Raw genomic sequence first — 26,732 nt, forward strand, 5'->3', positions numbered from 1 at the left:
TGTGCTGCCGGCGCCCACAGCGCCGCCACCGACGCCCCCGCCGCGGCGCCCGCCGGCTCAGTCGTCGAGCACCGTCGCGGTGTCCTCCTCGATCTCGCCGACCGAGGGACTGACGAACCGGTACGAGAGGAACACGCAGGCGAGCGCGAGGCCGACGCCGCCAAACACGTCGACGAGCCAGTGGATGCCGAGGTACATCGTCGAGATCCACACCGACACTGCGAGCCAGGAGGCGATGACCGCCCACGCGAGGTAGCGTTCACGAGTGAGCAGGGCGAACGCCATCACGGTCGCCGACAGCGAGGTGTGAAGCGAGGGGAAGACGTTGGTGTTCTCGTTCACCTCGCTCGTCAGCGCCTGGAAATCCGGGTTGAACGTGTACAGAAGCGAGGTGACCAGATCCGGCATCACGTTCCGCGGCCCGTGTGCGAGGATCAGCGTATAGAAGGCCAGTCCGATCGCGTAGTTGAGCGCGTAGGCGGTGATGAGCCGTTTCAGCGTCGTCGTCTCCTCTAACACCCCGTACAAGATGAACGGGAACGTCAGCATGAACACGTACCCGTAGATGTAGATCCACGAGAAGTACACCGTGAGCGGCTCCGACTGAAACGTTGCCTGCAGCCATGCCACGAACTCGCCCTCGATCGCGAAGATGAGCCCAGTGAGGTGGAGGCCGAACAGCTCCGAAACCGTCTGTAGCGCCCCGCGACCGAGGGCACTGGCGACCAGTACCGCGATCAGCGCCAACAGTGGGACTTTCAGTTCACGGAGGCGAGGAAGCGCGGTGGTGCGAAGCTCCGCGAGCTTGCGCGGTCCGACCATCACGAGCGCGGCGCCGAGACACATCACGCCCACCCAAAACAGGAGTCGGACGGAGACTGACACCAGGGGGCTGACGGAGTCGAGCGGGTTCATTGCCCGCGCGCGAGCAGTTCGCCCGCCTCGTTGTACCGGTAGCCGGCATCCCTGAGCTCCTCACGCACTCGATCCGCATCGAGCTCGCCGTTTTCGCTGTAGAACGGGTGCTTCGGGTCCGTGCCGGTCTCGTCGTCCCACTGGAGACTCGACGGGACCCACTGTGGAGAGGGTGCGAGCGGCGTGGCGGCGGGCGCTGCGTATCCCTGGAACGTTTCCTCGGCGATCGCTTGCTTATCCAACAGTCCGCTCAGGATCCCACGGAACCGTGGGTTCGAGAGCGGGGTTTGCCGCACGTTGTATCCCACGTGGTAGAACGCGGCGGAACGGGCACTCACCAGTTTGGCGCTTGCCTCCCGGCCGATACGCGGCACTGCGTCGGGACCGAGGTTCGAGGCGGTGGCGTCGGCGAGCCCGTCGCCGACGGCCTGCACTGCCGCAATGTCCGACGGGACGACCTCGATCACCATCCGTTCGTATGCGGGACCGCCGGCGTACGCCGGCGGAATTCCCCCCGGCGTGCTCTCGGGGTCCTGCCGGAGGAAGTGCTCCTCATTCGCGTGGAACGTCACCTCGGATTCGGCGGTCGACTCCTCGAAGACGAGGGGGCCGCTCCCGACGGGCTCCTCGTTGTTCCACACCACCGCTTCCGTCGCCTCCTCGTCGATCTCGATGCCGACGATGGTAGCGGGCGCGGTGAGATCGCTCCAGATGTGTGCGGGCAACACCGGCACCTCGAGCAACCGCTGGGCCACCGTCTCGCTCGAAGAGACGAGCGAGAGCTCGACCGTCCGGTCGTCGATCACCCGCGAGGATTCGACGAGCGAGCTGCGACCGCGGTATTTCGGCGCCGGGACCGGCGTCTCCGCCTCACCAAGCGACGTGTCCGCGAGGAACTCGTAAGTGAACGCCATATCCTCCGCGGTGACCGGCTCTCCGTCGTGCCAGTTCGCCTCGCGAAGCGTCACGCGGAGGGTATCGGTGTCTCCGTCCCACGTCCAGTCGGCTGCGAGCCAGGGTATCCGGTTGCCACTATCGGACCGAACGAGCGGGTCGTACAGGAGGTCGGTGAACGTCCCGTGACGCCGGTATTCGGCCGCGATCGGGTTGAGATTTTCCGTGATTCGGTCGTCCGTCGTCGCCAGCCCCAGCGTCACTGGCTCGTCGTCGTCCACTTCTCCCGCGTGTTCGAGCTGTAGCAGTCCGGACGCACTGGTGGGGCGCCCCGTTTCCCACCCCTCGAAGTTCCCCTCACGCACAGCCGTCAGCGCGTCGGGGAACGCGACGACGTTGAAGGGTTGGACTTCGGCGACGGTTTCGAGTAGCTCCGAGACCACGCCCGGGCGTCCGGATTCGGGGACTGACCGCTGTTCGTCCAGCATCTCGTCGATGGCGAGTTCGGTGAGTCCAAACGGGTTCTGCCATCCAGTCTCCTCGGCAAACCGCGAGTGGAGAAGCGAGTAGAGTGCGTCCGGGTCGAACGGCTCGGCTTCCGAGAACTGGCCGACGTACACGTCGTAATCGTGGTTGAGGAGCACGTTACGATGCAGGTCGGCCTCCGACACCGTGTTGACACGTGTGGCGATGCCGACGGCCTCCAGGTGTTCCGAGAGGTGACGGGCGATGCGGATGCCGTGGGGGTCGGCGTCCGCCGGCGTCGTCATCAGCTCAAGCGTCAACTGCGAGGCGCTGTCGCGGCCCGCGATGTTCCGAACGCGACCGACACAGCCGGCGCTGCTCGCCGCCACGCCGAGTCCCGCGAGGAGTGACCGTCGGCTCGTGGTCACGTTCGTCATTCTATTACAGTTCCGCGCTCACGCTATAACAATTCTGCGGTCGGGCGGTTATATGCCCTCGTTGGCTGGGAAACGCCGGTTCGCAGGACGGCAGTCACCGCTCCCTGCTGACCCCGGCTTAGAGCACGTCGAACAGCGGGAGCGCGAGTCCGCCAACCCACGCCAGTAGCCCGACTGCGAGCATCGTGCGGTCACCGTCAGCGCGCCCGGCGGCGATCAGGCCGATCGCCGCGAGCATCGCCGTCCGATGGACGATGAGGTCCGGCGGCACGGCGACGCCCATGCTCGCGAAGTCGAGCACGAACCCGGCTCCGAGTCCGGCGACGGCGCCGAGGAACGCCGCGGCCGGCTCACACCGGTCGGCCACGGCGAGTGCGAGCGCGGGGATCCCGAGCGCCAACACGAGGTACAGCGGTGCGGCGATCGCCTTGGGCGCGATGCCGGGATACGCGATCTCCAGTCCGATGCCGGCGGCCCGCACCGCGAGGACGATCGCCGCGAGTCCGGCCCCCATCACCGCGGCGTCGCCGTGGCGGCTCGCCTCCTCATGGAACCGCCCGGCGGCGTCGACGACCGACTCCCGGGTTTGTCGGCGGAGCAGCGCCCCAGCCAGCGGCACGACGATAAGCAGGTCGACGACGGAGAGCCAGCCGTCGCTCCAGCCGCCCTCGATGCCGTGGTGCTCGCGAGTGACCGTCGCCTCGAGGTCGTTTTCGATGAACTCGTCTTCCAGCCGCACCGCCGGGTCGTCGATGTCGGTGACGGTGTGACGGAGGCGGAACCAGTCGTAGTACTCCTCGTGGACCTGAACTGCCGTGTACGCCCGGTCGGGCGACTCGTACGCGCGGATGTGGTCGCGCGTCCCGAGATACTCGCCGTCGTGGAGCTCGAACGTCTCGTCGGTCCACTCGCCGCCGTCCGCGCCGGCGAAATACGAGTAGCGGACGGAGCCGTGGGCGTCCTCCCACTCAGTGGTCACCGCGTCCCGGACGAGGTCGGGCTCCGCGTCGCTCTCCTCCTCGTCGGTCTCCTCCCAATCGGCGGCCGGGTCGGTCGTGAGCGCGTTCAGTACGGTATCGCCGTCGTTGTGGAACACGACGTTGATCGCGAGGGTTCGCCCGTCGACCGACTCGCTGCGGCTGGTGTACGGCCACAGCTCGTGGTCGCCGTCGATCTCCACGAGTGCGTCTGCGGGCACTTCGCCGGCTTCCGGCTCGTCGCCCGTCCCGCCGAAAAACCCCGACAGCGCGAGCCCGACGGCGATGACGACGACTACCACCCCGATCGCCACGTTGCGTCGCATACGCCGCTACACGGAGGGTGTCAGTAAGTGTGTTCGGGCTCCGTCAGGTGCGGTCGGGAGCGTCCGAAAAACAGCGACGGCTCAGTCGTCGTCGACGATCACTTCGACAGGGCCCTCGTCGCCGTCGGCCTCCTCGGCGGCCGACGTGCGCGTGGCCTCGCTCTGTTTGCTCTGGTAGTAGAGCCCGCCGGCGACGGCGAGGACGACCCACGAACGCCAGTTCGCGAGGTTGAGCGTGTAGCCGATGCCAAACGGCTTCTCGACCAGCATTCCCTCGTCGGGCTGCCAGTACGACGAGAGCAGGCGGCCGATGCTCGGTCGCTCGAAGTTGTACGGGATTCCGAACAGCTCACCGGAGGACGGTTTGTCTGCCATACCGTCACGTCGGTCGCCCGCCTCATAAACCCTGTCGGCCACGAGGCGTGCAACGCCCGTGTGGTCCCGAGGGTGAGAGGTGGGTCGTCCGGCTCACTGGTACCGGCCGCGACCCTCGACCTCCCGCAGGCGCTCGACGACGCGCTCGTCGCCGACCTCGCGGTAGCCCTCCTCGAAGGCGTCGAGCAGCGGCCCGGGGTTCGTCGCCGTCGCGCTCACGGAGCCCTCGAACACGTGGAGGTCCATCGCGTGGTCCTCGACGTGACCGGTGTGGAAGCCGAGTCCGAAGTCGATGAGGTACGTGCGGTCGTCCGGGCCCCCCACACGGACGTTCCGCGTCGTCGGGTCGCCGTGAACGAAGCCGGCCGCGTGGAGGTGAGCGAGGTGCCGACCCACGTCCCGCGTGCGGGTCGCGGAGAGCCCGGCCGCGAGATCCGCCTCGCCGACGTGCTGGAGCGTCAGCGTCGCCGCCGGCACGTCCACGTCGATCACCAGCGGGGCAGGTACGCCAGCCCGCCGTGCCTCACTCGTCAGCCGTGCCTCCGACCTCGTTCGGGTGTAGCGGAGCGTCTCGTCGAGCTCCGGATGCCGGTACGTCTTCGGCACCCGACGTTTCACCACGCGCTCGCCGTCGGCGTCGACGGTGACGATGGCCTCCGCGCCGCGAAGCGCGGCGTCCGACCCCGCACCAACCCGCGCGACGGAGGGTTCGTGTTCGCGCCAGGTGACGGGCACCTGGTCCGGGCGGAAGTTCGGGTCGACCGCGGACTCGGCGACCGGAATCGTGTCGCCGGCCTCGGCCATGCGCGCGCCAAGCACCGCGATCATGCCGGCGTTGTCCCGGAGGAACCGGGGCTCGGGCGCGTGGAAGTCCGCGCCGCGCTCGGCACACATCGTCTCCAGCATTCCGCGCAGCCGGTCGTTCTGTCCGACGCCCCCGCCGAGAACGAGTTCGTCGGCGCCCGTCAGCGAGAGCGCGCGCTCGGCGACCTCCGTCAACATCGCGAAGACGTGCTCCTGGAGCGAAACACAGATGCGCTCGACGGGGACGCCGTCGTCGTACGCGTCGTTGGCGGCCGAGCTGATCCCTGAAAAGGAGAAGTCCATCCCCTTCACGACGTACGGGAGGTCGAGGAGCGCGTCCTCGTACTCCTCTCCTCTTTCCGCACCCGATTTCTGTGGGTCGTACCGCTTCGCGGCGGCCTCCACCTTCGGGCCCCCCGGATGATTCCACCCGACGTGGCGGGTGAACTTGTCGATGGCGTTGCCCACGCCGGCGTCGAGCGTTTCGCCGAGCACCCGATACCGTCCGTCGTGGTAGCCCAGCAGGTGGGCGTTCGCACCCGACGCGTTCAGACACACCGGGTTCTCGAAGTCGGCCTGGTGCCGGCCGATCTCCAGGTGGGCGACCATGTGATTGACGCCGACAAGGGGCACGTCGAGCGTCGCCGCCAGCGAGCGCGCGGCGGTGCCCACGGTCCGCAGACACGGGCCGAGTCCCGGCCCTCGCGAGAAGGCGACGGCGTCGATGCTGTCCGGGCCGTACTGCGTCTCGGCGTACGTGAGCGCGGCGTCGACGACCTCGGGGATCGCCTCCGTCATGTGCTCGGCGGCCTCCCGCGGGTGAATGCCGCCGCTGTCCGGCTCGTAGGCGTCGGACTCGATGACGGTGGTGTCGGTCTCGGTGTCGTGGACTGCGGCGCTTGCACACCAGGCAGTCCCCTCGATACCGAGAACGCGCATTAAAAAAGGCGTCGTTACTTACGCTTCTTCAGCGTCCGCCTCGGCGTCCTCATCGGCGCCGATCTTGTTGCGGGCGAGCATGTGCTCCTGTTCGACGTCGATCGCGTCGGCCGCGGAGTCGTACACCTTCGCGTAGCCGACCGTCTTGCGCATGCCGAACTTGGTGTTGAGCTCGTGGACGACGACCTCGTCGGAGGACTTGTCCAGCTTGGCCGCAAGCGAGTCGCGGACGGAGAGCCGGGAGGGCGTGGCCTCCTCGTGGGTCGTCTCGAATCGAACGTCCGTACGGTGCAACATGGGGTTCTCGTCTTCGGAGATGATGTCGACGTCCATAGTCAGTTACCCTTACCTCCCCTCGAAAGCTGTAAAAGGATTTCGAAGCCCCCCTTACCCCGGGCGGCCGCCGCCGACTCGCTCAGTGGTCGCCGCCGGCTCACTCGCTGGTCGGATTCCGGCCGCTCGGCGTCGGAGTCCTGCTAGCTCGCGTCCCGGTCGACGCCGAGCGTGGCGTACGCCGTCTCGATGTCCCCGTCGAGCGCCTCGAACAGCTCGCGGGCTTCCGCGCGCGATTCCGGGGTGACCGCGACGCGGACCATCCCCTCGCCCGGCTGGCCGTACACCACGCTGGCGCCGTCGGGCGCGGCGACGATCGCTGGCAGCGCGACGAGGTCCTCCTCGCCCAGCGTCTCGATCACGGTCGTCTCCGACGCCGACGCCTCAAGTGCCTCCCGAAGCGCCTCCAGCGTCTCTCGCGAGAGCGTCGCGGGCGGGTTCTCGACGACGCTCCGGCGGTCGCCGGCGTCCGCAAGCGACTCGCGGATCTCCGGGTCGACTTCCTCACGTTCCGTCTTCCCGTCTATCACCGCTACGTCCGGCTGTCGCCCGGCCTCACGGAGGTGGTACGTCACCACGTCGCCGACCGCGATGAGCGGCGCGTCGGGTGCGTCGTGGGCGATCCGCGTGTCGGCGGCGTCCGCAAGGAGCGCGTTGGGGTCCGTCGTGACCGGGCCCAGCGGTTCCTTGAACGCGTCACGAAGCGAGTCGGGAAGAGAGAGCATCGGTGATGAGCGTTCGCGGTGTCGCGGTGGGTCTACCGGACCTTCAGCGCGTACGAGCCCGGCTTGGAGACGTTCATCTCCTCGGCGATCTCGCTCTCCTCGGGGTGGTTGATGATGACGTAGCCGGCCCAGTCCTCCGTCAACGAGGAGGAGCCGCAGTGTTCACACGTCTGGGAGTCCGGATCGTTCACCAGGTGGCACTCCCGGCAGGCGAGCCGATCCTCCGCCATCAGTCATCCTCCGCGACGCCACCCTGCTCGGCGCGTCGCCGTCGGCCGGCCTCCAGCCAGTCGTGTTTGCCGAGGCCGGGCTGTTTGGCCGTGAGACCGATCTTCGAGTCGCGCGGGTTGCGCTCGTCGATGCTCTTGGTGACGACCCGGACGCGGACGGCGTCGTCGACGCCGAGCGTCTTGTCGGAGTCCGAGGAGGCGAGCTGCTGGTTCGCCCCGTCGAACGTCAGATACTCGTCGGTGATCTGCGAGACGTGGAGCAGGCCGTCGACCGGCCCGACGCCGACGAAGGCGCCGAACTCCACCGTCTCCACGACGGTGCCGTCGACGACCTCCTGCATGTCGGGGTCGAAGGTGAGTGCGTCGAACTCCGCCTCGTAGTAGACGCCGGGGCGGTTCGGCAACACGGCGCCGTCGCCGATGTCGTGAACCTCGATGACGCTCACGACACTGCCGACGTCCTCGTCCATTCGTCCTTCCAGCTTGTCCTGCAGCAGGGCTTTCACCCGCTTGTCGGTGACGTCCGCCAGGTGCTTGGGCGGTACCTCGACCGTGTCCTTGAGTCGAACTCGTTTGTACATGTGCGTGTGTGGGGGGTGCGCGGTAAACCTGCGCTACGGTTCCGTTATCGCCAGTGCGTTCTGACCCCTTAAACCGATTGCTGGTACGTCCGCGTCCAGCACCCGGTTTCGCAGGGGGCCGTCGTTCGTGACCACGTAGTCGACCCGGCCGTCCGCGGCCAGCTCGACCAGCGCGTCGTCGGCGTACGATGCGTCCGTCTCGACCGTTTTCGCCCGCTCCGCGAGGTCCGCTCCGACGCTTGCCGCCGTCGCTTCCTCGCCATTGCCGGTCGCGAGACCGTCGAGCTCCGCGACGACCGCGGCCGGCACGACCAGTTCGTGTGCGTCGAGGAGCCGGTCGAGCTCCTCGAAGAGGCGAACGCTGGCCTCGACCGGCGCCATCAGTGCGCTCGCGTCGAGGGCGACGACGGGGCCGGCGGGCCGATCCTCGTTCGTGTCGTCGTCGCGTTCGCCCGTGTCCGTCACGTTATATGAGCGTCCCGACGCCGATGAGCCGCCATCGGGCGCCGACTCGTCGGTTGATCGCGATCTGGGCGCCCTCCGCGGCGCACACGGGTCGCTTGAGGCTCACTTCACACTCGTCGTCGCGCGCGCTCGTGACGGCGCCGACGGTGGTTGCGGTCCCGACCGTGAGCATCAGCGGCTCGCCGGTGGAGATGTCGTCGACCTCGCCCTCGCCCACGACGCGGTCGAGGAGGTCGACGCTCATCTCGAACTCCTCGCGCGTCGGGGGGAGCGTGCCCGGCTCGCCAACGACCTGGCCGGCGAGCGCGTCGCCCTTCGTCAGGCTGGGGTCGAGTCCCGTGCCGACGCCGAGCAGTCCGCCTGGCTGGGCGACCTCGACCTGCTGGGAGCCCGCCTGCAGCGACCGGACGCTGGTTTCGAGGGGGCGCCACTCCGTCTGGCCCTCCTCGTCGACCTGCCGACCGGGACGGATCTCGATGTCGTCCCCGACCGCGAGCTCGCCCTGGACGAGCGAGCCGCCGACGACGCCGCCGTTGATCTGGTCGGGGCCGGCGCCGGGGCGGTTGATGTCGAACGAGCGCGCGGTGTACATCTGCGCGTTCTCGTCGGGATTGCGCTCCGGCGTCGGGATCTCCGTCTCGATGGCGTCGATGAGGAGGTCGAGGTTGACCTCCTGCTGTGCCGAGACGGGGACGATGGGCGCGTCCTCCGCGACGGTGCCCTCGACGAACTCCTGGATCTGCTGGTAGTTGTCGACGGCGCGGTCGCGGTCGACGAGGTCGACCTTGTTCTGCGCGATGACGATGTTCTCGATGCCGATGAGGTTGAGCGCCATCAGGTGCTCTTCCGTCTGCGCCTGGGGCACGTCCTCGGTGGCGCTCACGACGAGCACGGCGCCGTCCATGATGGACGCCCCCGACAGCATCGTCGCCATCAGCGTCTCGTGGCCCGGCGCGTCGACGAACGAGACCGTTCGCAGGCGCTCGCTCTCGGAGCCGTCCGGGCATTCCGTCTTCGTGGTGTAGCACTCGGGCTCGTCGACGCCGGGACAGCGTCGGAACGTCGCGTCGGCGTAGCCCAGGCGGATGGAGATGCCGCGTTTCATCTCCTCGCTGTGCTGGTCGGTCCACGAGCCGGACAACGCTTGGACGAGCGTCGTCTTCCCGTGGTCGACGTGACCGACGAGACCGATGTTCACCTCCGGTTGTGTGTTGGTTTCTGTCACTTTTGAACCTCCTAATGGAGCAGTCTTGTGCGAATTTCGCCCCGTGCGAGTGATAAAGTTGCTGTTATAGCGGCGTCCGGAACCGCCCCGCGGCGTCCATCGACGGTGTCGCGCGCCGGCGGACGCCGGCGGAGAACGACCGACGGACCGCGCTACCGACGCCGATTTACGCCGGGCGACCGCATCTCCCGCCATGGGATACGCGTGTCCAGTGTGTGCGACGCCCCAGCGTGACGGCGAGCACCTCGCGCACCACCTCGCGTTCACGGCGATGATCCACGGCGACGACCACGAGGCGTGGCTCGACGAACACGCGCCCGGCTGGCAGAAGCAGGACCCTGACGGGCTGGCAAGCGAGATTACGCCTCACGCCGAGGAGACGGCGTATCCGGAAGTGTTCGAGGACACGACTGAAAAGGGGCGACCCGACGTGGACGTGGACGCGCACGCCGGCGGTCAGGGCCACCAGCACGGTGGCGTGCACGGCCACGGTGGCGGGGGCGGACACGGCGGCGGCCACAGCCACGACCACGGTGGCAGCGGTCGGGCGCGCGCCGACCCCGCGGACCTCGACCCGGAGGCTGCGGAGGCGCTCCGGGAGGCACGCGAGCTAACGCGCGAAATGTACGAAAACGGAGGGGATTCTAACGGAGCGGACCCCAACGACACGGGCGATCAGAGGCCCGACGACGAAGAGCCCGGCGACGACACCACCGACGCGGACACATAGCGCAACGCCCTTTTCAGTCGAGCGGATACGACCGGTATGCACACAAACGGAGCGTTCGCGCCGACGACGCGCGCGGAGGCGCTCGAACGCTACGAGGACGCCGGCCCGGCCGCACAGGTCGTCGTGCGTGAGACGACGAAGGCGATGGAGTTCGACGCCGAGGAGTATGACGAGCGCGTCCGTCCGGAGGTCATCGAGACCGCCCGGGACGCCATTTTCGCCGAGCTGCTCGCCGTTCATGTCGGCAGCCGCGAGGAGTTCGACGACTGGCTCGCCGACAGCGAGTTCACCGAGAAGTCGGTGACACGGCTCGGCTCCGAGAACGTCGACAACGTCGCGTGGCACCCGGTCCCCTTCGCGGACGCGGTGATCGCGACGACGTTCCACGAGGAACCGGAGGCCGCCGTCGGCACGCTCCGACGGAACGCGTTCGGGCGCGTCTACCGCGAGGCGTTCACCGACCGGGGACGGTAGCGCGGGCGCAGTAGCCGCGCGAACGGTATCCGCGCGGACGGTATCCGGCTCACGATGCCTTTCGTTCCGGGTGTTTTAAATGACGTGTCCGGAATGACACGTACCATGCTCGAAGACGGACTTTCCTACCCCGTACGGGGCGATTGGATCGGTCGCGTGATCATCGGCGGCGTGCTCGGCTTCTTCTCGTGGCTCATCCTTCCGGCGTTCCTGCTGATGGGGTATCTGGTGCGCGTGCTCGGTACCACCGCTGCGGGTGCCGAAGAGCCGCCGGAGTTCACGGAATGGGGCGACCTGCTGGTGAAAGGCGTGGTCGCCACGGTGATCTCGCTCGTGTACGCCATCGTCCCCATCGTTGTGTACGGGATGTTCGTGTTCGTCGTCGTCGGAACGGGCGGTCTCATCGGCGGCGACGCCGGCGGGATCCTCGCCGGATTTGGGATCCTCGCCGCGTTCGCGTTCATCCCGGTCCTCTTTTTGGTGTACTACGCCGTACCGGCCGCGCTCACCGCCTACGCCGTTGAGGAGAACGCCGGCGCAGCGTTCTCGGTCGACCTGTTGAAGCCGACGCTGCTGAGCGTCGACTACCTCGTGGCGATGCTGATGCCCATCGTGGTGGCGGTCGTGCTCTGGATCCTGACCGGCATCCTCGCAGTCACCGTCATTGGCCTCCTGCTGGTCCCGTTCCTGCAGTTCTACGGGCAGGTCGCGGTGTTCCGGATGTTCGGCTCGGCGTTTGCGAGCGTCAGCGAGGAACTTGACGCCCAGGGGGCGCCTGAGACGCCGAGCGCGGCGGACGACCCCGATTTCTGAGGTCGTCTCACTGCTGGGCGTCCGTGGCCGTCCCACGACGCGCCGTTTAAACCCCTGTGACCGCTTCGTTCGACCATGTTTGAAGACCGGCCGGACCGCGACGCGGAAGTCGTCCTCGTCGGACGCTCCAACGTCGGCAAGTCCACTCTCATGCGTGAGCTCACGGGTCACGACTTCTCGACGGGGGGCAAACCCGGCGTCACCCGCCAGCCCAACCACTACGACTACACCAGCGAGGACTTCATGTTCACCGACCTCCCCGGATTCGGCTTCATGTCCGGCGTCGAAGAGGACCGACGCGAGCAGATCAAGACGAACATCGTCCAGTACGTCGAAGAGAACGCCGACCACATCCTCGCCGGCGTGCTCGTGATGGACGGGAAAAGCGCCGTCGACATCATCGACCGTCACGAGAAACGCGGCAACGTCCCACACGACGTGGAGATGTTCGCGTTCCTCCAGGATGTCGGCGTCGAGCCCGTCGTCGCGGTCAACAAGACCGACAAGATCGACGACCTCGACGAGCGGCTCGACGACATCTGTGACCGGCTCGGCCTCTACCCGCCGTGGCAGCAGTGGTCCGACACGATCGCGCCCATCTGCGCGAAACGCGGCGACATCGAGGCGCTGGAGGACTGCCTGGGCGAGGTGTTCCACGCCAACAATCGCGACGACCTGCTGAAGTTCGTCTGAGGGCGCTCGCCGGCCGCTGCGTGTGAAACCGCGTCCCACGCCGTCTCCCGAATACGATGGGTTTAAACGACGTTAGGCTGAATTCTCACCCAATGGTAACCATCTACGACGTGCCGGCCGACGCCCTCATCGAGGAGGTCGCCGCGCGACTCGAATCGGAGATCGACGAGCCCGACTGGGTCCAGTTCACGAAGAGCGGCTCGGGCCGCGAGCAGTCGCCCAACCAGGAGGACTTCTGGTTCGTCCGCTCGGCCAGCCTCCTCCGGAAGGTCGCCCAGAACGAGCCCATCGGCGTCGAACGCCTCGCCACGGAGTACGGCTCCAAAAAGCGCGGCTCGAACCGCTACATCGTTCGCCCCGGCCAGCACGAGAGCGGCTCGCGCAAGCTGATCCGCGCGTCCCTCCAGGCACTCGAGGACGCGGGCTACGTCGAGACGGCCGCCGGCGAGGGTCGCCGCGTCAGCGACGAGGGTGAGGCGTTCCTCTCGGAGGCTGCCGCCGACGTGATGGAGGACCTCGACCGGCCGGAACTCGAACGCTACGCGTAGACCGGTTTTTTTCGCTGCCGACGTTTTCGACCGTGACGCTCCTGAGTAGCTAGCGTTAGCGCCGGGGTTCGCGCCGGCAGGTGGGGGAACGCGCGGAAGTGCACCGGCGTGCTCGACCGGTGCCGAGCGCCTGACGCCGCGAATCGGCGCCGCTACCCCGTGTTCTTCATCCCGGCCGCAATACCGTTGACGGTGAGCCGCAGGGTGCGCTCCGCATCCTCGGAGCGGTCATCATCCTCGAGCAGCTCCGTCTGCAGCAGGTTGAGCGGATCGACGTAGGGGTTCCGCCGGTCGAGACTCTCCTGGAGCCACTCGCGGCGCAGCAGCCGGTCGCGGTCGGTGATCGCGAGCACGATGTCGCTGGCGCGCTCGTACTCGTCGACCAGCCGCGGGAAGAACCGCTCCTCGAGTTCGTCGTCGGCGAGCGCGGCGTACTCGGCGGCGATCTCCGGGTCGGTGCGCGCGAGCGCCATCGCCGCGTTGTCGAGCGTCGTGCGGAAGAACGGCCACTCCCGGTACATCTCCTGCAGCGTGGCGAACCCCTCGGCCTCGCCGGCCTCGTCGAGGTAGGCGTCGAGCCCCGTCGCGATCGAGTACCAGCCGGGGAGGATCAGGCGGGTCTGCGTCCACGAGAACACCCACGGGATCGCCCGGAGGTCCTCGACGCTTCGCTCGCCCGAGCGGGAGGCGGGCCGGGAGCCGAGGTTGAGGTCCTCGACGACGGTGATCGGCGTCGCCTGCTCGAAGTAGGAGACGAACCCGTCCGTCTCCAGTAAGTCCGTGTACTCCTCGCGAGCGGCGGCCGACGCCGTCTTCATCGCCTCGACCCACGCGTCGGGGACCTCCTCGGTGGGCTCCTCGCTCGCCTCGTGGCGGGCGCGGAGCTGGGCGTCGAGCATCTGCTCCAACTCCCGCTCGGCGATACGTGGATTGGCGTACTTCTCGGCGATCGCCTCGCCCTGCTCCGTGAACTTCACCTGACCGGTGACGGTCTCGTTGGGGAGCGCGAGCAGCGCCTCGTTCATCGGACCGCCACCGCGGGAGACGGAGCCCCCGCGCCCGTGGAACAGTCGGACGGTCACGTCCTGTTCGCGGCAGAACCGCGCGATCTGCCGCTGGTTCTCGTAGAGGAACCAGTTGGCCGCGAGGAAGCCGTTCTCCTTGTTGGAGTCGGAGTAGCCGAGCATCACCTCCTGGACGCCGTTACGGGCGTCGAGCGCCTCGGCGTACGCCGGATTGTCGAACAGGGTCCCGAGGATGCGGTCGGCGCCGTTGAGCGCGGATTCGGTTTCGAGGAGCGGGACCACGTCCAGCCCGCAGTGGTCCGGGAGCGCGGCGACGCCCACCTGGTCGGCCAAAAAGAGCACCTCCAACACGTGGCTCGGCTCCTCGGTCATCGAGATACAGTAGGTGTCGATGGCCTGCTGGCCGTACTCGGCCTGCCAGTCGGCGAGCTCGCGGAATCGGCGGAGCACGCGGTCGGCGGTGTCGGAGACTGCTCCCGGGTCGTCGACATCGACGATGGGGTCGTCCTGAAGGATCGCCTCGGTGAGGAAGTCGACGCGCTCGTCCTCGTCCATTCCCTGATAATCGACGCCCTCGACGCCAACCGCCTCCGCGACCGCCTCGGTGTGGTTCTCGCGATGGTCACGGAGATCGAGCGAGGCGAGGGTGAAGCCGAACGTGTCGACCTGCCGACGAAGCGGCTCGACGAACGCGTCGACCGCCTCCTCGTTGCCGCCGGATTCGAGCGAGTCGGCGATGACGTCGAGGTCCGCGAGCAGGCCATCGGCATCGGCGTAGCCGCCGGGACGCACGTCGTCCACGCGGTCGAGGCGCTCGCGCATCAGCCGGAGCTTCTGTCGGTACGGCTCGTCCGGGTAGCGCTCGGCGGCCTCAGCCGCAACACCGGGAAATCCCTCGGCGTCGGCCGCGAGCGACTCGGCGAACGCGTCGGTGACGGGGTAGCGCTCGCCGTCCTGGCTCAACACGGCGGAGAGCCGCTTGCACTCCTCGCGGTACTTCCCGAGCGCGACGGAACGCTGGTGGTCGAGCGTTTCGGCGGTTACCTCCGGGGTGACGAAGGGATTCCCGTCGCGGTCGGAGCCCGCCCACGACCGGAACTCGAACAGCTTGGGACAGTCCACGTCGGCGTCGTACGCCTCGTCGATCGTCCGCTCGAACTCCTCGTAGGCGTCGCCGACCACGTCGAACAGCGTGTTCTCCAGGTACCACTGGACGTTGCGCGCCTCGTCGTCGGGCTCGGGCTGTCGCTGACGCACCTGTCGCGTCGCCCAGAGGCTCGTCACCTCGGCGGTCACGTCGCGCCAGACGGCCGCGCGCTCCCGCTCGGTGAGCCGTCGCTCGTCAAGCGTTTCGAGGTGGTCCGCGATGGAGCGGAGCTTCGCTTTCACGGTCGCGCGGCGCGCCTCCGTGGGGTGGGCGGTGAACGTGGGCTCGATGAGCACGTCCGCCAGCAGGGACTCCAGTTCGTCGGCGTCGACGCCGTCGGCGTCGAACTCCGCGAGCGTCGCCTCGAAGGAGTCGTGGAGGGCGCCGCCGGCGGCGTCCGCGTCGCGAACCGAGCGTACCCGTTCGCGCTCCTCGGCCAGGTTGATCAGCTCGAAGTAGGTGGTGAACGCGCGGGCGACGACCTCCGGGTCACCCCCGTCGAGCGCCTCGATCGTCTCCCGAATCGCCGCCCGGTCCGACGCGTCGCCTCGCCGGTAGGCGATCGCGTCGTTCCGAAGCCGCTCTACCGTCTCGAAGGCCTCCGTCGAGGTCTGTGCCGACAGCACGTCTCCCACGAGCGCGCCGAGCTCCCTGACGTCCTGGCGAACGCTCCTGTCATGCAACTCCATACCACGATAAGGTGGCGTCTCCCGGATAAAGCCGCTGGCTTTGGCGAAGAATTGCCTCACTTGTGAGTGAACTGTTGGACCGGAAGAGGACGGACGGGGGCGACTCCCGGCCGGCAGGCGGGGGCGTTCCCGCTCGGCCGGAGGGTTCGTCACCCTTTTTACCGGTCCGGCCCGAACAACGTGTATGAGCGAGTCCGACAAGTATCCCGCCGAAACCGGTCGTCGGCGGTTCGTGAAGGGCGTCGTCGGGGGTGCCGCGCTCGTCGGCGTGGGCGCGGCCGGATCGGCGACGGTGAACTCCCTGACCACGTCCGGGGGCGTGGGTGGCGGACAGACCGTCGCGATGACGATCGAGCACACCGGCGGGCCCGCCCCGCGTGGCCTTCCCCAGATTCCCGTCCGCGTGAACGACGACGGCTACATCGAGGGGATCTGGCCCGAGACCCAGACCGTCGAGCAGGAGGGTATCGAGATCGAGGTCGCCCGTGAGGAGCTCGGCGGCCGTACCTACTCCGGCGAGTGGTTCCAGTACTGCGGCGTCGAGTCCCAGGAGAACATCGACCCGAACTTCGAGTCGGACAACGTCTTCCGCTCGGCGGGCGGGTACGACTGGCAGGGTGAGGCGTACGATATGGGTGACCGGATCCACATCGACGACTTCGACGACTATGACACCTGGGGCAACAACGTCGGCAGCGACGGCGTGGGCAAGCCCGCCGCGGTGACGTGGCGCTCCGAGGACGCCGATGCGGACCTCAACGCGATCCTCATCCGCTCGACGCAGATCGAGGAGGCGGCCGAGGACGACGAGTGGCTCCAGGCCTCCACCGACCAGGGGTTCATGGCCTACCTCAACGTCTGTACGCACTTCTGTTGTATCCCCGGCTACAAGGAGCTTGAGGAGTCCGCCCGCTACGACGCCGCCGACGGCGCCTACTGCGTCTGTCACCAGTCGACGTACGACCCGTTCTCGCTGGAGGAGGCGCTGTTCATCGCACGCCCCCGTCCCGACTAACGACTCGCGCTGCAGCCGGGACCACCCGGTACCTCGTCCCGGAAGGCACCCTTCGCCCGAACGCCGCGCTTTTGCCGGCCTCTCCCGAAGCACGCCCATGAGCGACGGCAATGGCAACCGAGACGGCGACGGCAACGCGTCCGACGAGGAGAACAATCCGGCCGACGAGGAGTTCGCCGCGGAGCTCGCGGCGGCTCGCGACCTGATCGACGAGGACGAGGGCGTGGACGCGGTCCACGTCGGCGTGGTCCGCGACGGCGAGGTGGACACCACCTTCGCCCAGCGGAGCGAGGACGACGGCGAGACCGAGGGGTTACGAGCGCTGGCGATGCTCGCGGCCCACGTCAGACTCGTCGCCGAGCAGGCGGGCGTCGATCCCACGACGGTCGCCGGCGACGCCGCGACGCTGGCCGGGCAGGTCGATCGGATTCCGGCGAGTACGGAGGACCTGCCGGACGAATAGTTGTCGACGCGTTCAGGCCGACCGCTCTGTACGGGTCTCTCGCCGACCCCAACCGTCCGGTGTCGCTCGTGGCGTCGGCGGCTGCCGCCGAAAAACGCCGGGTCACTCGTCGCCCGCCGAGCTCCCCGCCGTCCGGAGCCGCCCGAGCTGGTGGACGATGCCGGCGAGCGCGGCGAGCAGCACGGCGAGGTTGAACGCGGCGAGCGCGAACGGCTGATAGGCGTCGTCGACCCACAGCTCGATGGCGGTCCCGGTGTAGCTGTAGAAGCTCCACCCGGCGAGCAGCGCCAGCAGGACGAGCAGTCCCAGCGCGACGCGGTCCAGGACGGCGCGGGCGTCCTCGGCCGAGAGGACCGCAAAACGGGAATCTGCGGGCGATGCGTCCGGGTCGTCGGTGGGTGGGTCGTGCGTGGTGGAGTCGTCGGTCATGGCGGTGTCGTCGCGTTCGTGGATGCTGTCTCGGTCGTCGGCGCGTTCGGGCTCGTCGTTCGCATCCGCGGGTCGGTCGCTCATCGTGCCCTCCGTGCGAGCAGCGCGGTCGTGAGGAGTGCGGCGAGCGCGACGACGGGACCGAACCCGGGGGTGTCGTCGCCGGTGGTGTCGGCCGCCTCCTCCTCCGCCGGCGGCCGTGGCGGCTCGTCGGCGGACTCCTCCGCGAAGTCGCCCACCTCGAACTCCACATCCTCGACGGTCTCATTCGCGGAGACGGTTTCGGTCGGGTTGAGGTTGGCGACGCTTCCGGTTTCGTCGATCAGCACGTCGTCGCTCCAGAGCGCGGCGTCGACGTAGTAGTTGTACTCCGCGGGGACCTCGACGGTAGCGGTCACCGTGTCCGTCCGCCCCGGGCGGATCGGGTCCACGGACTCGGCGGCCTCGTCCGCGACCACGTTCGCGTCGGCCTGTCGGAGCAGCACACGGAGGTCGAGCGGCTCGGAGCGCTCGTCGCCGCGGTTGGTGACCGACGCGGAGACCTGCAGGGTCGTCGTCTCCTCGCCGGATTCCTGGACGCTCACGGCGACGGTCGGCCAGACGCTCCCGTCCGTGAAGCCGACCGGCGAGTCGGCGTACGACGGCGTGAGCGCCGAGACGCCGGAGACGCGTGTCGTCGTTTCCGTTCGGCGTTCGTCGCTCGCGAAGACGACGGTCTCGATCTCGTAGCCGCCGGCGCGCTCCACGTCGAGGCTCCCGTTCACTCCGGTCTCACCCGCGGCCCCGCGGGGGTCGTCGTCGCCAACGTCCACGTCGCCGACGTCGACGGTCGTCTCGTCGACCAGCAGGCCGGACTCGGCGTCCACCGCACGGTAGCGGACGCTGACGTTCTCGACGGTGCCGCCGCGGTGTTCGAGGTCGGTGAGCAGCTGCAGTTCGGCCGTCTCGCCGCGTACCTCACCGGGCGTGACGATCACCTCGGCCAGCGAGAGGTGGCCGGGGTGGTCCGGCTCGTCGTCGGCGCGCGGGTCGTCGAGCGCGCCGGGCGTCGCGGCGACCGCCACCGCCCCGACCGTGAGGACGACGACCGCGACCGCCAGGAGGGTCTTTCGAGTGTCCATACGCGCAACTCAGGAGAGTTCGGTAAGTGTTTTCGGGTGGACGTACCGGCGGTGATCCGGCTGATTTCGATTAGGTTCGGTGGATTGGGTCGGTTACCGAACAGCGACCGTGGACGCTGCTGCGGAGGTGGCGGTCGGAGAAAGCGGAGCGAACGCGTGGAAAAGACGCACGAGACGCGTCAACCGTCGGGGCGAGAAGCGGGATGCGTGGTGGGGCGGACTTAGCGACCGAGCGCGTCGCGGCCGGCGGCCGTGATCCGGTAGACGACTTCGCCGCTCACGCGTTCGACGAGCCCGTCCTCAACCATCGTCTCGACGCTTCGTTCGACGACCGGCACGTGGAGGCCGGTGTTGCCGGCGATGAGTGCCGGGTAGTCGGCGCCGGCGTCCGACAGATACTCCAGGACGCGCTCGTCGGACCGGGTGAGGTTCATCGCCACTGGCGACGACTCGGTTGTGTCGGACGTTTCGGTCGTTTTGGACGTTTCGGACGCGTCGGCCGTTTCGGACGCCTCCGTCGAACGTGCGACGCCCGTCCCTGTCGGGCGCGCCGTCCCCTCGGAAACACTGTGCTCCCGCTCGCCAGGTGTTGACATGGTGTGATAACTGTTATTGTTGTACATGAACCTTTGGTGCGTTCCCAGCCGCCGAGAGGATCGACGGCGGACGGGTGACCACCGTCGACTCCCGGTTCCGCTCCGGGGATTCCGCTCCGGGAATTTCGAGCCGGCGATCACACCGGCTTGAAGCCGAGGACGCGCGCAAGGTCGTCGGCGTGGTTCATCATGATGGTCCCGAGCGTCGCCGTCACGAGGACGTATCCCACCGTGAACGCCGGCAGCGTCTCCGAGAGCACGGTCGTCGTGCCCGCGACCGCGAGGAACGCGGCGATCACCAGCGAGAACTCCCCGCGAGGGGCGAGCGCACAGCCGACGCGCACGGCGCGTGCGGGCTCAAGCCCGTAGGCGCGCCCGGCGAGGTACCCCGAGACGAGCTGGCCGGGAATCGTCACGGCGACGGCGACCGCCACCGGAACTGCGGTGGCGACGAGCAACCCGGGGTCCGTGGCGACGCCGACCGCAAAGAAGAACGCCGCCGCGGTGAGGTCCCGGACGGGAATGACGAGCGTCTCGATCCGGGGGCGGTGGGTCGTCCGGCCGAACGCCGTCCCGACGAAGAAGGCGGCGACCGCCTCGCTCACGCCGGCGAGCATCCCCAGCCCGGAGACGATCGCGGCGACGCCCAACACACCCAGCAGGAACAGCTCCGCCGACTCCGTGGTGAACACCCGGTCGAGGAGGCTCGCGCCGAAGTAGGCGGCGGCGACGACCGCGCCGATGAACGCGCCCGACAGCGCCAGCGACCACACCAGCGTCTCCGGCTGCGCGACGCCGAGCAGCACCGCCGACAGCACCGCGAACGCGGCCGCCGTCAGCACGTCCTCGACGACGACCACGCCGAGGATCGCGTCCGACTCCGGATTCGCGATCCACTTGAGGTCCAGCAGCGACTTCGCGATGATCACCGTCGAGGAATTGAAGACGATCAGCGCCAGAAACAGCGACTCCAACAGCGACCAGCCGAGCGCCAGCCCCAGCGCGATGCCGATCGGGAAGCTGATCGCCACGTCCGCAGCGCCCGCCTTCAAAAAGCGCTCACGGTGGGTGAACAGCTCTTCGAGGCTGAGTTCGAGGCCGACGAAAAACAGCAGGAGCACGACGCCGAGCTCCGCCAGCAGTCGGAACGTCTCGGGGTTTTCGAGCAGCGAGAGGGAGACGCCGGCGACCTCAGGAGCGAACGGCCCGATCGCCAGCCCGAGCAGGATGTACGCCGGGATGACGGAGAACCCGAGCCGCCGGGAGAGCGAGCCGGCGCCGGCGAGCAACACGAGCACGGCGCCGGCCACGACGAGCAGCGACTCGGCCATACGAGGAACACGTTTCCGTGGGGGCGATTGAACCTGACGGAAGCGGTCGTGTAGGGGAGTTTGGGTGAGGTGCGTCGATTGACGCTTATAAGCAGATGTGGCGCTCAGCGGGCACTTATAAACATCGTCGTAGCGCCGTTTCACCCGTCATTCTGGGGGGTGAGGACGGCCCCGGACTCCCAAGGATTAGGCTGCAGTTCATCCCGGTTAGATGCTTCTCCCGTATCTTCGGCTCGAACCACCATCGAGTCATCCACATAGTAGGTGACGACGATGTTCGGAGAATCGCCGATTATCTCTTCTCCGTGTTCCCTTTGAGTTTCGCTATATTTGTACTGACAGCGCCCTACTCCCGCACTTTCGGTCGTTTCAAGAGTGACTGTCCAATCCCAATGCGAACTATGGGAAACAAGATCGCCGCCAAATCTGTTGAGCAAGTCGTTTCGACGATAGGCCCGCTCGTGGGTCTCGACGAATTTCTCGATGGAGTCAGGGTCATAGGACGTTGGCTTGTTGGGATACTGTTTCGGTGAAACCGTCTCGTTCGTCGCACTGGATGGCTCCTCCGCAGTAGGTCTTGGTGCGATTTCTAAGTCATCGCGCGAGGGCGGAGCCGACTCTCCACGGATCTCCTCTCCGGATGAAAAGGTACTGAGGCACCCTGCGAGAATTGGTGTCGTGGTCACAAGGGAAACATATTGGCGCCGGTTCATCATGTATGATCTACTTCATAGTCGGTAAATACTTTGTCCGTACTAACCGCAAGAAGAATAGATGCGTCACTCACTACTGATTTCAACAGGACCAAGAGCATTATAAACGGACCGCACACCTCCACATCCTCAGGCGACTTCTTATAAGTGGTTGTCAGCGTGAACACGACGGTGAACACCTCCAAAGTCCCAGCCTGATCCTGATAAGCGAGTTGGGCAGTTTAAGAGTGAACACGACGGCAAACACCTGCAAAGCCCCAGCCGGCTCCTTATAAGTGGTTGTCAGCGTGAGCACGACGGCGAACGTCTCCAAAGCCCCAGTCGGCTCCGGTCGAGGGGCTCGCTGCGCGCTCAAAAGGCCTCTCGGCACCGCCCGGCCTTTTGAGTGCTTGCGTCGCCCGTCGTCCCGGAGCCGACTGCCCCTTTGAGTCCCGCCCGACCGCACCGCAACCGCACCTCACGCCTCCCCAGCCTCGTCGGCGGCTCCCTTCGGTCGCCACCGACTCCCTCGCGCGCGTTCCTCGCGCGCGCCACAGCCTCACAAAGACGCTGCTACTCAGCGTGGCGTTTCGGTTTATAAGCTCCCGCCGCCCTCAGTCGTCGGCGCTCGCGGAGGAGCCGTCGCCGGCGGACGGTGGTCGGTCGTCGAGCAGCGGGGTGCCGTCGGCCCGCGGGCCCAGCATCGGGCCGTGGGGGCCGTCGTCGGGGTCGATGCGCCGGCGTTCGGTGTAGTCCGTCGAGCGCTCGACGGGGGTGCGGCCGATGGCGGTCACCATCTCGACGTAGTCGTCGAAGGTGCGGTACTCGCCGTACTGGCCGCCGGCGCGTTTGGTGATCTCCTCGGAGAGGATCGTCCCCATGAAGTCGTCGGCGCCGCAGTTGAGGAGTTTGAGGCCGTGTTCGTCGCCGGACTTCACCCACGAGGCCTGGATGTGGTCGATGTTGTCCAAAAAGAGGCGGGCGACGGCGACCAACAGTTCGTCCTCGTCGCGGGAGGGCCCCGAGTCGACGACACCCTGCCGGTAGAGCGGGGTGTTCTCGTGGATGAACGAGAGGGGGACAAACTCCGTGATACCGCCGGTTCGGTCCTGGAGGTCGCGGATCACGCCCAGATGTTCGGCGCGGTGGGCGACCGTCTCGACGTGGCCGTACATCATCGTCGCGGTCGTGGAGAGGCCGGCGGCCATCGCGCCCTCCATCGCCGCGACCCAGTCGTCGGTGCGGATCTTCCCCGGGCAGATCACGTCGCGCACCTCGTCGACGAGGATCTCCGCGGCCGTGCCGGGCGCCGAGTCGAGGCCGGCGTCCGCGAGCTCGCGGTAGACGTGCTCGTAGCTCCAGTCGGTGCCGCGGCGAGCGTGATACGCCTCCTCGGGCGTCATCGAATGGAGGTGGACGCCGCCGACGGACATCGCCGCCATCTGGTCGACGTAGGTGCCCGGATCCGTGGCGTACACCGACGGGGGCTTGTAGTTCACGTCGCGTTCCGGGTCGTCATATCCGCGGAGGATCTCGTGGTGCTCGTCGTTGAGCGCGAACGCGGGATGGAGCCCGGAGACCGAACACACCTCATACACGCCCATGTCGAGTGCGTCCTCCACCACCTGGCGGGACTCCGCCGGCGTCTTGGTGAAGCCGGCGTGCTCGACATCGTTGTCCGCCTCGAAGGCGTGAGCGGTGTTCTTGAAGTTACAGAACAGACAGCCCGTGTTGCAGGCCGTCGTCACGTTGTTGTTGAGGTTGGCGACGAACGTCACTTCCTCGCCGACGCGCTCTGCCCGCCGGCGGTCGGCGAGTTCGAGCACCTGCTCTTTGCGCGCGGGGTCGATCCCCGGAGATCCGGTTCCCGTCGCGAGCAGTTCGGTGGCGTCGTCGACGGTGAGGCGGACGCCGTCGCGCGCCTTCGCCAGCGCGTTCTCGAACGACTGGTCGGTGTCGGGGTCGTCGAAGCCGAAGTCGTCCGGGTCGAGATCACGCGCCGTCGTCATCCCGTGCATCTCTCCTTTCCACGGTGATAAACGGGGTGGTCACCGGAGGCGTTCGCCACGGCCGGCGCCCTCATCACCGTGCGGAGAGCCGCGACCGTTAACCGCCCACGGCCACGATTCCGGGCATGTACCTCTCACACACCGTCCGGCGGATCCGCGAGGAGCCCCAGCCGGACGAGACGGTCGGCCTCGTGGTGGAGCTCAACGAGGATGCCGCCGACGGCGCGCTCGACACCCTTCACGAGACCGTCGAGCACGCCGGCGGGCAGGTCGGACGCGACCTCGGATTCGGTGCCCATCACGTCGCCGTTCCCGAGCCCGCGGTCGACGAGCTGGCCGTGCTCGACGACGTGGTCCGGATCGAGACGGACGCGACCATCGCACTCGACGTGACGGCTCCGGAGGAGGAATCGACGGAGAACGAGACGACTGCCGAGGACCTGCGGGACCACCTCGACGGAGAGTAAGCGCTACTTGGAGGGCTACTGGGGGGCTATTCGCCGTCGCGCCGCCGCACCATCCCGAGGGCGGTCCACGAGATCACCCGATCGCCCGTGTCGGCGTCCACACACTCGGTGTAGAGGTCGGCGTAGCCGCGGTCGGCGTGCGAGTTCGACTCACGACGCTCGACGACGCCCGTCGTCCCGGTGATCGTGTCGCCCGGCCGAACCGGCGTATGCCACCGGAGCTCGTCGACGCCCATCCCGCCCAGAAACGCGAGGTCGGCGAACAGCGCGTCGGTGGCGAGCCGGTTGGCCACACAGTAGGTGTGGAGCCCGGAGGCGACCAGTCCGCCGAACGGCGAATCGTCGCCGATCTCGGGGTTGACGTGAAACGGCTGCGGATCGTAGCGCTCCGCGAATTCGACGATCTCCGACTCGGTGACCGTCGTCTCACCGAGCTCGTAGCGGGTCGTCGTCTCCAGGTCCTCGAAGTGCAGCGTCACGGCTTGCTGTCGGCGTTGGCGGGAGACGAATCCGTCGATCCCGTCCGAACTGCGTCCGCGTGGGCCGTCGCCCAATCGACCGCCGGCTCCGGGTCGTTGAACCCCTCGACCGTCAACCCGGCAACTTCGACCGTCCGCCGCAGGAACTCGCGTTTCGAGCGCTGCGCGACGATTGCCCACCGGGTGACGTCGTTGGCGACGCCCACCTGCGCCACCTCACGGAGCATCCGGCGACCGGCATCCGAACACGGGCGCGTGGTCCGCACGACGAGCACGCCGGCGCCAACGTCGTGCTCGCGGATCAGCGAGGCGAGCGCCGCGATGGCGTCGTCGGCCTCCGACGGCGTCAGGCGCGTCCCGCCCGGAAACTCGGCGACGACGCTCCCCGCCTCGACGCGAGCCGTCCATCCCGTGCGCTCCTCCATACAAACGATCTCACACACAGCGTGTTAAACGCTCGTGCTGAAATATTGGATATGATAATTGGAGGCGGGGAAAGAACGCCGGTAGAGAAGCTACTGGCGTGATCGGGCTCGATTCTCCACCAATGCTCGGCGTGTTCGATAATCGAGGGTACAGGAACACGCACTTGGTCGAGGGACAACTGGAGTCCGACGCACTCGCTGTGCGCGGCTGATCGCGTTCAAATCACGGGATGGTTCTGCGGCTCACGGTGTTGTTCGCCGCAGAAATGCACCGGCCGAGATTTGAACTAGGGAAAGACGTTCCTGCTCGCTTCGCTGCGCGGGCTGCGACTTTCTGAGTTCAGATCTCTCTCGGTGATTTTGCTCACTTCGTTCGCAAAATGCACCGGCCGAGATTTGAACTCGGGTTGCAACCATGGCAAGGTTGCGTGATACCACTACACTACCGGTGCGCTCCTTCGCGTTTGAACGTGCGCGAGTGCGACACTTAAACCTGTCACATTCGGCCGACGGCGGGCACCTTGCGGGCGCCGGCGTGCTCCGCTGGAGAGTGGAAAGCGACGGCTATCGAGTTGAGAGTTCGCCGCAGAAAGTGCACCGGCCGAGATTTGAACTCGGGTTGCAACCATGGCAAGGTTGCGTGATACCACTACACTACCGGTGCGCTCCTTCGCGTTTACTACTATCCCCGGTCGGAGACATAAGGGTTGCGAACCACCGTCGGTTCGGGGGGTCGTGTCACGCGTGACGAGCGCGTCCTCGGCGTGTCTCGTGGGCAACCGTTAACCTGCTACTTCGCTCGCTCACGCGAGCGCGCGTACTCGGCTTCGCAGGCCATCGGCGGGAGGTTCGAGATTGTTGCCGCGATCGCCGGCGGTCGCCGTCCGCCGGATCCCGTGGGGTGTTGCCACGGTGGAACACCGCGAAACCGCCGTCAACGACCGTGTGAACAGTCCACAGCCCCGAATCCGGACCGCTACGCTTTTAGGTGCGGACCCGGAAGTCGAGTTACAGTCTAGCCACGATGAACGCCGAGGACGGACTCACGATCTGTGTGCCGTCCTCGCTCGTTCGCGAAGCCGAGGACAAACGCGAGGCAACTCGCAAACTCGGTTACGTCGCCCGTGCGGCGGCGGTGTTCGCGGCGAGCCGGCTCGTCGTCTTCCCCGACGCGGAAGGCGAGCGCCGATGGGGCGGAGGGTTCGTCCGTACCGTGCTGGGCTACGCCGCGACGCCTCCGGATCTCCGCAAGGAGCTCTGGGGGCAGCGCGACGAGCTCCAGTACGCCGGCATCCTCCCGCCGCTCCGCGTCCCGTGGCAGACCGGCTCGCCCCCCGATGGGGACGAGTCGAAAACACAGGGACTCGTGACCGAGGTCGGACCTGAAGGCCGCGTTCGGGTCAATTCCCCGCTGCGGGAACACCCGATCTCCCTGCTCGTCCCCTCCGATATGGAGGTCGAGCAGGGGGAGCGCGTTACCATCAGGGTCTCTTCGAGAGAACCGGTCCGCGCCCGCATCGCCGGAAAACCGGAGGTCGGTTTTCAGGTCGTGGGAGCGGACCTGTCGGAAGCGCTCGCACGCGAGGAGTACGCCATCGCGACGTCGCGACACGGGGAGGAACTCTCCGTCTCGCGGCTCGGCGAACTCGTCGATCGGACGAGCGAGGTCGACGGCACCGCCGTCGCCTTCGGCTCGCCCGAACGAGGACTTCCGGACATGCTCGGGCTTACGCCCGACGACGTGCGGACGGCCGTCGCCGACGGCCGCCCAGTCGAACCCGATCCGGGGTTCGACCTCTGGCTGAACACGATCCCGGCACAAGGGAGCGGGGTAGTCCGAACGGAGGAGGCTCTGTTCGCGACCCTCGGCTCCCTCACACTCACGGAGTAAACAC

General features: G+C 67.5%; 29 protein-coding genes and 2 tRNA genes. 9 read left to right on the forward strand and 22 right to left on the reverse strand.

Translation table 11 applies throughout. The annotated features are described in order from the left end of the window. Positions 1-57: 57 nt before the first annotated feature. The 11 genes from ACYQ07_RS11770 to ACYQ07_RS11820 all read right to left on the reverse strand — a co-directional run bounded on the left by ACYQ07_RS11770 (position 58) and on the right by ACYQ07_RS11820 (position 9,691). Entirely contained in the window at positions 58-915 is an 858-nt protein-coding gene (locus tag ACYQ07_RS11770) for a phosphatase PAP2 family protein (protein WP_459881834.1), read from the reverse strand. After that, positions 912-2,711: an ABC transporter substrate-binding protein gene (locus tag ACYQ07_RS11775; RefSeq protein WP_459881836.1), complete on the reverse strand. Its 1,800-nt coding sequence runs from the start codon at positions 2,709-2,711 to the stop codon at positions 912-914. Before ACYQ07_RS11775 ends, ACYQ07_RS11770 begins: the two co-directional genes overlap by 4 nt. A gap of 118 nt (positions 2,712-2,829) precedes the next feature. Next, on the reverse strand, positions 2,830-4,014 hold the full coding sequence (locus tag ACYQ07_RS11780) for a hypothetical protein (RefSeq protein ID WP_459881838.1): 1,185 nt from the start codon (positions 4,012-4,014) through the stop codon (positions 2,830-2,832). Between the two features lie 81 nt (positions 4,015-4,095). Then, entirely contained in the window at positions 4,096-4,389 is a 294-nt protein-coding gene (locus ACYQ07_RS11785; RefSeq protein WP_459881839.1) for a DUF5808 domain-containing protein, read from the reverse strand. A gap of 93 nt (positions 4,390-4,482) precedes the next feature. Further along, entirely contained in the window at positions 4,483-6,132 is a 1,650-nt protein-coding gene (locus tag ACYQ07_RS11790) for a bifunctional N(6)-L-threonylcarbamoyladenine synthase/serine/threonine protein kinase (RefSeq protein ID WP_459881841.1), read from the reverse strand. 18 nt (positions 6,133-6,150) lie between these two features. Then, positions 6,151-6,465: a 30S ribosomal protein S24e gene (locus ACYQ07_RS11795; protein ID WP_459881843.1), complete on the reverse strand. Its 315-nt coding sequence runs from the start codon at positions 6,463-6,465 to the stop codon at positions 6,151-6,153. A gap of 143 nt (positions 6,466-6,608) precedes the next feature. Continuing rightward, positions 6,609-7,190: a GTP-dependent dephospho-CoA kinase family protein gene (locus tag ACYQ07_RS11800; RefSeq protein ID WP_459881844.1), complete on the reverse strand. Its 582-nt coding sequence runs from the start codon at positions 7,188-7,190 to the stop codon at positions 6,609-6,611. 32 nt (positions 7,191-7,222) lie between these two features. Next, complete coding sequence (spt4, locus tag ACYQ07_RS11805; RefSeq protein WP_459881846.1) at positions 7,223-7,420, reverse strand: transcription elongation factor subunit Spt4; 198 nt, start codon at positions 7,418-7,420, stop codon at positions 7,223-7,225. Beyond that, entirely contained in the window at positions 7,420-8,001 is a 582-nt protein-coding gene (locus tag ACYQ07_RS11810; RefSeq protein ID WP_459881848.1) for a DNA-directed RNA polymerase, read from the reverse strand. The genes spt4 and ACYQ07_RS11810 overlap by 1 nt, the downstream gene beginning before the upstream one ends. 33 nt (positions 8,002-8,034) lie before the next feature. Then, on the reverse strand, positions 8,035-8,466 hold the full coding sequence (locus ACYQ07_RS11815) for a type II toxin-antitoxin system VapC family toxin (protein ID WP_459881850.1): 432 nt from the start codon (positions 8,464-8,466) through the stop codon (positions 8,035-8,037). 1 nt (position 8,467) lies between these two features. Then, complete coding sequence (locus ACYQ07_RS11820; RefSeq protein ID WP_459881852.1) at positions 8,468-9,691, reverse strand: translation initiation factor IF-2 subunit gamma; 1,224 nt, start codon at positions 9,689-9,691, stop codon at positions 8,468-8,470. Between the two features lie 193 nt (positions 9,692-9,884). On the opposite strand from ACYQ07_RS11820, the gene ACYQ07_RS11825 reads away from it, so the two are divergent. The 5 genes from ACYQ07_RS11825 to ACYQ07_RS11845 all read left to right on the forward strand — a co-directional run bounded on the left by ACYQ07_RS11825 (position 9,885) and on the right by ACYQ07_RS11845 (position 12,949). Next, positions 9,885-10,421: a DUF5810 domain-containing protein gene (locus ACYQ07_RS11825; RefSeq protein WP_459881854.1), complete on the forward strand. Its 537-nt coding sequence runs from the start codon at positions 9,885-9,887 to the stop codon at positions 10,419-10,421. A 36-nt stretch (positions 10,422-10,457) separates the two neighbouring features. Beyond that, a complete protein-coding gene (locus tag ACYQ07_RS11830) occupies positions 10,458-10,895 on the forward strand; it encodes a DUF5809 family protein (RefSeq protein WP_459881856.1) in 438 nt (145 codons plus the stop codon). Between the two features lie 105 nt (positions 10,896-11,000). Beyond that, positions 11,001-11,708, forward strand: a complete 708-nt coding sequence (locus tag ACYQ07_RS11835) for a DUF4013 domain-containing protein (protein WP_459881858.1) — start codon at positions 11,001-11,003, stop codon at positions 11,706-11,708. Positions 11,709-11,783: 75 nt separating this feature from the next. Then, positions 11,784-12,401, forward strand: a complete 618-nt coding sequence (gene engB, locus ACYQ07_RS11840) for a GTP-binding protein EngB (protein ID WP_459881860.1) — start codon at positions 11,784-11,786, stop codon at positions 12,399-12,401. 92 nt (positions 12,402-12,493) lie between these two features. After that, positions 12,494-12,949, forward strand: a complete 456-nt coding sequence (locus tag ACYQ07_RS11845) for a 30S ribosomal protein S19e (RefSeq protein ID WP_459881862.1) — start codon at positions 12,494-12,496, stop codon at positions 12,947-12,949. Positions 12,950-13,101: 152 nt separating this feature from the next. Here the strand turns inward: ACYQ07_RS11845 and ppc are convergent, their stop codons facing one another. Continuing rightward, positions 13,102-15,810, reverse strand: coding sequence for a phosphoenolpyruvate carboxylase (gene ppc, locus ACYQ07_RS11850; protein ID WP_459881864.1), 2,709 nt, complete (start codon positions 15,808-15,810; stop codon positions 13,102-13,104). Positions 15,811-15,994: 184 nt separating this feature from the next. On the opposite strand from ppc, the gene ACYQ07_RS11855 reads away from it, so the two are divergent. Both ACYQ07_RS11855 and ACYQ07_RS11860 read left to right on the forward strand, forming a co-directional pair. Then, positions 15,995-16,825, forward strand: coding sequence for a Rieske (2Fe-2S) protein (locus ACYQ07_RS11855; protein WP_459881866.1), 831 nt, complete (start codon positions 15,995-15,997; stop codon positions 16,823-16,825). Positions 16,826-16,922: 97 nt separating this feature from the next. Then, positions 16,923-17,288, forward strand: coding sequence for a DUF8113 family protein (locus tag ACYQ07_RS11860; protein ID WP_459881868.1), 366 nt, complete (start codon positions 16,923-16,925; stop codon positions 17,286-17,288). A gap of 102 nt (positions 17,289-17,390) precedes the next feature. On the opposite strand, the gene ACYQ07_RS11865 is transcribed toward ACYQ07_RS11860, so the two are convergent. The 6 genes from ACYQ07_RS11865 to cofH form a co-directional block, all read right to left on the reverse strand. Beyond that, positions 17,391-17,801 carry a DUF8060 family membrane protein gene (locus ACYQ07_RS11865; RefSeq protein WP_459881870.1) on the reverse strand — a complete coding sequence of 137 codons (411 nt, stop codon included), beginning with the start codon at positions 17,799-17,801 and terminating at the stop codon, positions 17,391-17,393. Continuing rightward, complete coding sequence (locus ACYQ07_RS11870; RefSeq protein ID WP_459881872.1) at positions 17,798-18,838, reverse strand: DUF7490 domain-containing protein; 1,041 nt, start codon at positions 18,836-18,838, stop codon at positions 17,798-17,800. Before ACYQ07_RS11870 ends, ACYQ07_RS11865 begins: the two co-directional genes overlap by 4 nt. Before the next feature lie 221 nt (positions 18,839-19,059). Next, complete coding sequence (locus tag ACYQ07_RS11875) at positions 19,060-19,434, reverse strand: DUF2250 domain-containing protein (RefSeq protein WP_459881873.1); 375 nt, start codon at positions 19,432-19,434, stop codon at positions 19,060-19,062. A 137-nt stretch (positions 19,435-19,571) separates the two neighbouring features. Continuing rightward, positions 19,572-20,765, reverse strand: a complete 1,194-nt coding sequence (locus tag ACYQ07_RS11880; RefSeq protein WP_459881875.1) for a cation:proton antiporter — start codon at positions 20,763-20,765, stop codon at positions 19,572-19,574. Positions 20,766-20,905: 140 nt separating this feature from the next. Continuing rightward, the gene (locus ACYQ07_RS11885; RefSeq protein WP_459881877.1) at positions 20,906-21,478 is read right to left on the reverse strand and encodes a hypothetical protein; all 573 of its coding nucleotides are present in this window, start codon (positions 21,476-21,478) and stop codon (positions 20,906-20,908) included. 593 nt (positions 21,479-22,071) lie between these two features. After that, a complete protein-coding gene (cofH, locus tag ACYQ07_RS11890; protein WP_459881879.1) occupies positions 22,072-23,466 on the reverse strand; it encodes a 7,8-didemethyl-8-hydroxy-5-deazariboflavin synthase subunit CofH in 1,395 nt (464 codons plus the stop codon). A 125-nt stretch (positions 23,467-23,591) separates the two neighbouring features. Here cofH and ACYQ07_RS11895 point away from each other — a divergent pair, with 125 nt between their 5' ends. Beyond that, positions 23,592-23,933, forward strand: coding sequence for a hypothetical protein (locus tag ACYQ07_RS11895; protein ID WP_459881880.1), 342 nt, complete (start codon positions 23,592-23,594; stop codon positions 23,931-23,933). Between the two features lie 26 nt (positions 23,934-23,959). On the opposite strand, the gene ACYQ07_RS11900 is transcribed toward ACYQ07_RS11895, so the two are convergent. The 4 genes from ACYQ07_RS11900 to ACYQ07_RS11915 all read right to left on the reverse strand — a co-directional run bounded on the left by ACYQ07_RS11900 (position 23,960) and on the right by ACYQ07_RS11915 (position 25,501). After that, on the reverse strand, positions 23,960-24,412 hold the full coding sequence (locus ACYQ07_RS11900; protein ID WP_459881882.1) for a MaoC/PaaZ C-terminal domain-containing protein: 453 nt from the start codon (positions 24,410-24,412) through the stop codon (positions 23,960-23,962). Continuing rightward, the gene (locus tag ACYQ07_RS11905; RefSeq protein WP_459881883.1) at positions 24,409-24,837 is read right to left on the reverse strand and encodes a hypothetical protein; all 429 of its coding nucleotides are present in this window, start codon (positions 24,835-24,837) and stop codon (positions 24,409-24,411) included. Before ACYQ07_RS11905 ends, ACYQ07_RS11900 begins: the two co-directional genes overlap by 4 nt. A gap of 381 nt (positions 24,838-25,218) precedes the next feature. After that, positions 25,219-25,289 (reverse strand) — tRNA-Gly (locus tag ACYQ07_RS11910). A 141-nt stretch (positions 25,290-25,430) separates the two neighbouring features. Continuing rightward, a tRNA-Gly gene (locus ACYQ07_RS11915) sits at positions 25,431-25,501 on the reverse strand. 360 nt (positions 25,502-25,861) lie between these two features. Here ACYQ07_RS11915 and ACYQ07_RS11920 point away from each other — a divergent pair. Further along, positions 25,862-26,728 carry a putative RNA uridine N3 methyltransferase gene (locus ACYQ07_RS11920; protein WP_459881885.1) on the forward strand — a complete coding sequence of 289 codons (867 nt, stop codon included), beginning with the start codon at positions 25,862-25,864 and terminating at the stop codon, positions 26,726-26,728. Positions 26,729-26,732 lie beyond the last annotated feature (4 nt).

The organism is Halorubrum gandharaense, assembly GCF_054654575.1.

Coding starts and splice junctions, on each gene's coding strand:
- ACYQ07_RS11800 (WP_459881844.1), bottom strand. CDS start 7,190: ATGCTCTCTCTTCCCGACTCGCTTCGTGACGCGTTCAAGGAACCGCTG.
- ACYQ07_RS11870 (WP_459881872.1), bottom strand. CDS start 18,838: ATGGACACTCGAAAGACCCTCCTGGCGGTCGCGGTCGTCGTCCTCACG.
- ACYQ07_RS11825 (WP_459881854.1), top strand. CDS start 9,885: ATGGGATACGCGTGTCCAGTGTGTGCGACGCCCCAGCGTGACGGCGAG.
- ACYQ07_RS11895 (WP_459881880.1), top strand. CDS start 23,592: ATGTACCTCTCACACACCGTCCGGCGGATCCGCGAGGAGCCCCAGCCG.
- ACYQ07_RS11860 (WP_459881868.1), top strand. CDS start 16,923: ATGAGCGACGGCAATGGCAACCGAGACGGCGACGGCAACGCGTCCGAC.
- ACYQ07_RS11880 (WP_459881875.1), bottom strand. CDS start 20,765: ATGGCCGAGTCGCTGCTCGTCGTGGCCGGCGCCGTGCTCGTGTTGCTC.
- ACYQ07_RS11920 (WP_459881885.1), top strand. CDS start 25,862: ATGAACGCCGAGGACGGACTCACGATCTGTGTGCCGTCCTCGCTCGTT.
- ACYQ07_RS11790 (WP_459881841.1), bottom strand. CDS start 6,132: ATGCGCGTTCTCGGTATCGAGGGGACTGCCTGGTGTGCAAGCGCCGCA.
- ppc (WP_459881864.1), bottom strand. CDS start 15,810: ATGGAGTTGCATGACAGGAGCGTTCGCCAGGACGTCAGGGAGCTCGGC.
- ACYQ07_RS11865 (WP_459881870.1), bottom strand. CDS start 17,801: ATGAGCGACCGACCCGCGGATGCGAACGACGAGCCCGAACGCGCCGAC.
- ACYQ07_RS11845 (WP_459881862.1), top strand. CDS start 12,494: ATGGTAACCATCTACGACGTGCCGGCCGACGCCCTCATCGAGGAGGTC.
- ACYQ07_RS11785 (WP_459881839.1), bottom strand. CDS start 4,389: ATGGCAGACAAACCGTCCTCCGGTGAGCTGTTCGGAATCCCGTACAAC.
- ACYQ07_RS11810 (WP_459881848.1), bottom strand. CDS start 8,001: ATGTACAAACGAGTTCGACTCAAGGACACGGTCGAGGTACCGCCCAAG.
- ACYQ07_RS11835 (WP_459881858.1), top strand. CDS start 11,001: ATGCTCGAAGACGGACTTTCCTACCCCGTACGGGGCGATTGGATCGGT.
- ACYQ07_RS11830 (WP_459881856.1), top strand. CDS start 10,458: ATGCACACAAACGGAGCGTTCGCGCCGACGACGCGCGCGGAGGCGCTC.
- cofH (WP_459881879.1), bottom strand. CDS start 23,466: ATGACGACGGCGCGTGATCTCGACCCGGACGACTTCGGCTTCGACGAC.
- ACYQ07_RS11905 (WP_459881883.1), bottom strand. CDS start 24,837: ATGGAGGAGCGCACGGGATGGACGGCTCGCGTCGAGGCGGGGAGCGTC.
- ACYQ07_RS11795 (WP_459881843.1), bottom strand. CDS start 6,465: ATGGACGTCGACATCATCTCCGAAGACGAGAACCCCATGTTGCACCGT.
- ACYQ07_RS11885 (WP_459881877.1), bottom strand. CDS start 21,478: ATGAACCGGCGCCAATATGTTTCCCTTGTGACCACGACACCAATTCTC.
- ACYQ07_RS11780 (WP_459881838.1), bottom strand. CDS start 4,014: ATGCGACGCAACGTGGCGATCGGGGTGGTAGTCGTCGTCATCGCCGTC.
- ACYQ07_RS11775 (WP_459881836.1), bottom strand. CDS start 2,711: ATGACGAACGTGACCACGAGCCGACGGTCACTCCTCGCGGGACTCGGC.
- engB (WP_459881860.1), top strand. CDS start 11,784: ATGTTTGAAGACCGGCCGGACCGCGACGCGGAAGTCGTCCTCGTCGGA.
- ACYQ07_RS11855 (WP_459881866.1), top strand. CDS start 15,995: ATGAGCGAGTCCGACAAGTATCCCGCCGAAACCGGTCGTCGGCGGTTC.
- ACYQ07_RS11875 (WP_459881873.1), bottom strand. CDS start 19,434: ATGTCAACACCTGGCGAGCGGGAGCACAGTGTTTCCGAGGGGACGGCG.
- ACYQ07_RS11770 (WP_459881834.1), bottom strand. CDS start 915: ATGAACCCGCTCGACTCCGTCAGCCCCCTGGTGTCAGTCTCCGTCCGA.
- spt4 (WP_459881846.1), bottom strand. CDS start 7,420: ATGGCGGAGGATCGGCTCGCCTGCCGGGAGTGCCACCTGGTGAACGAT.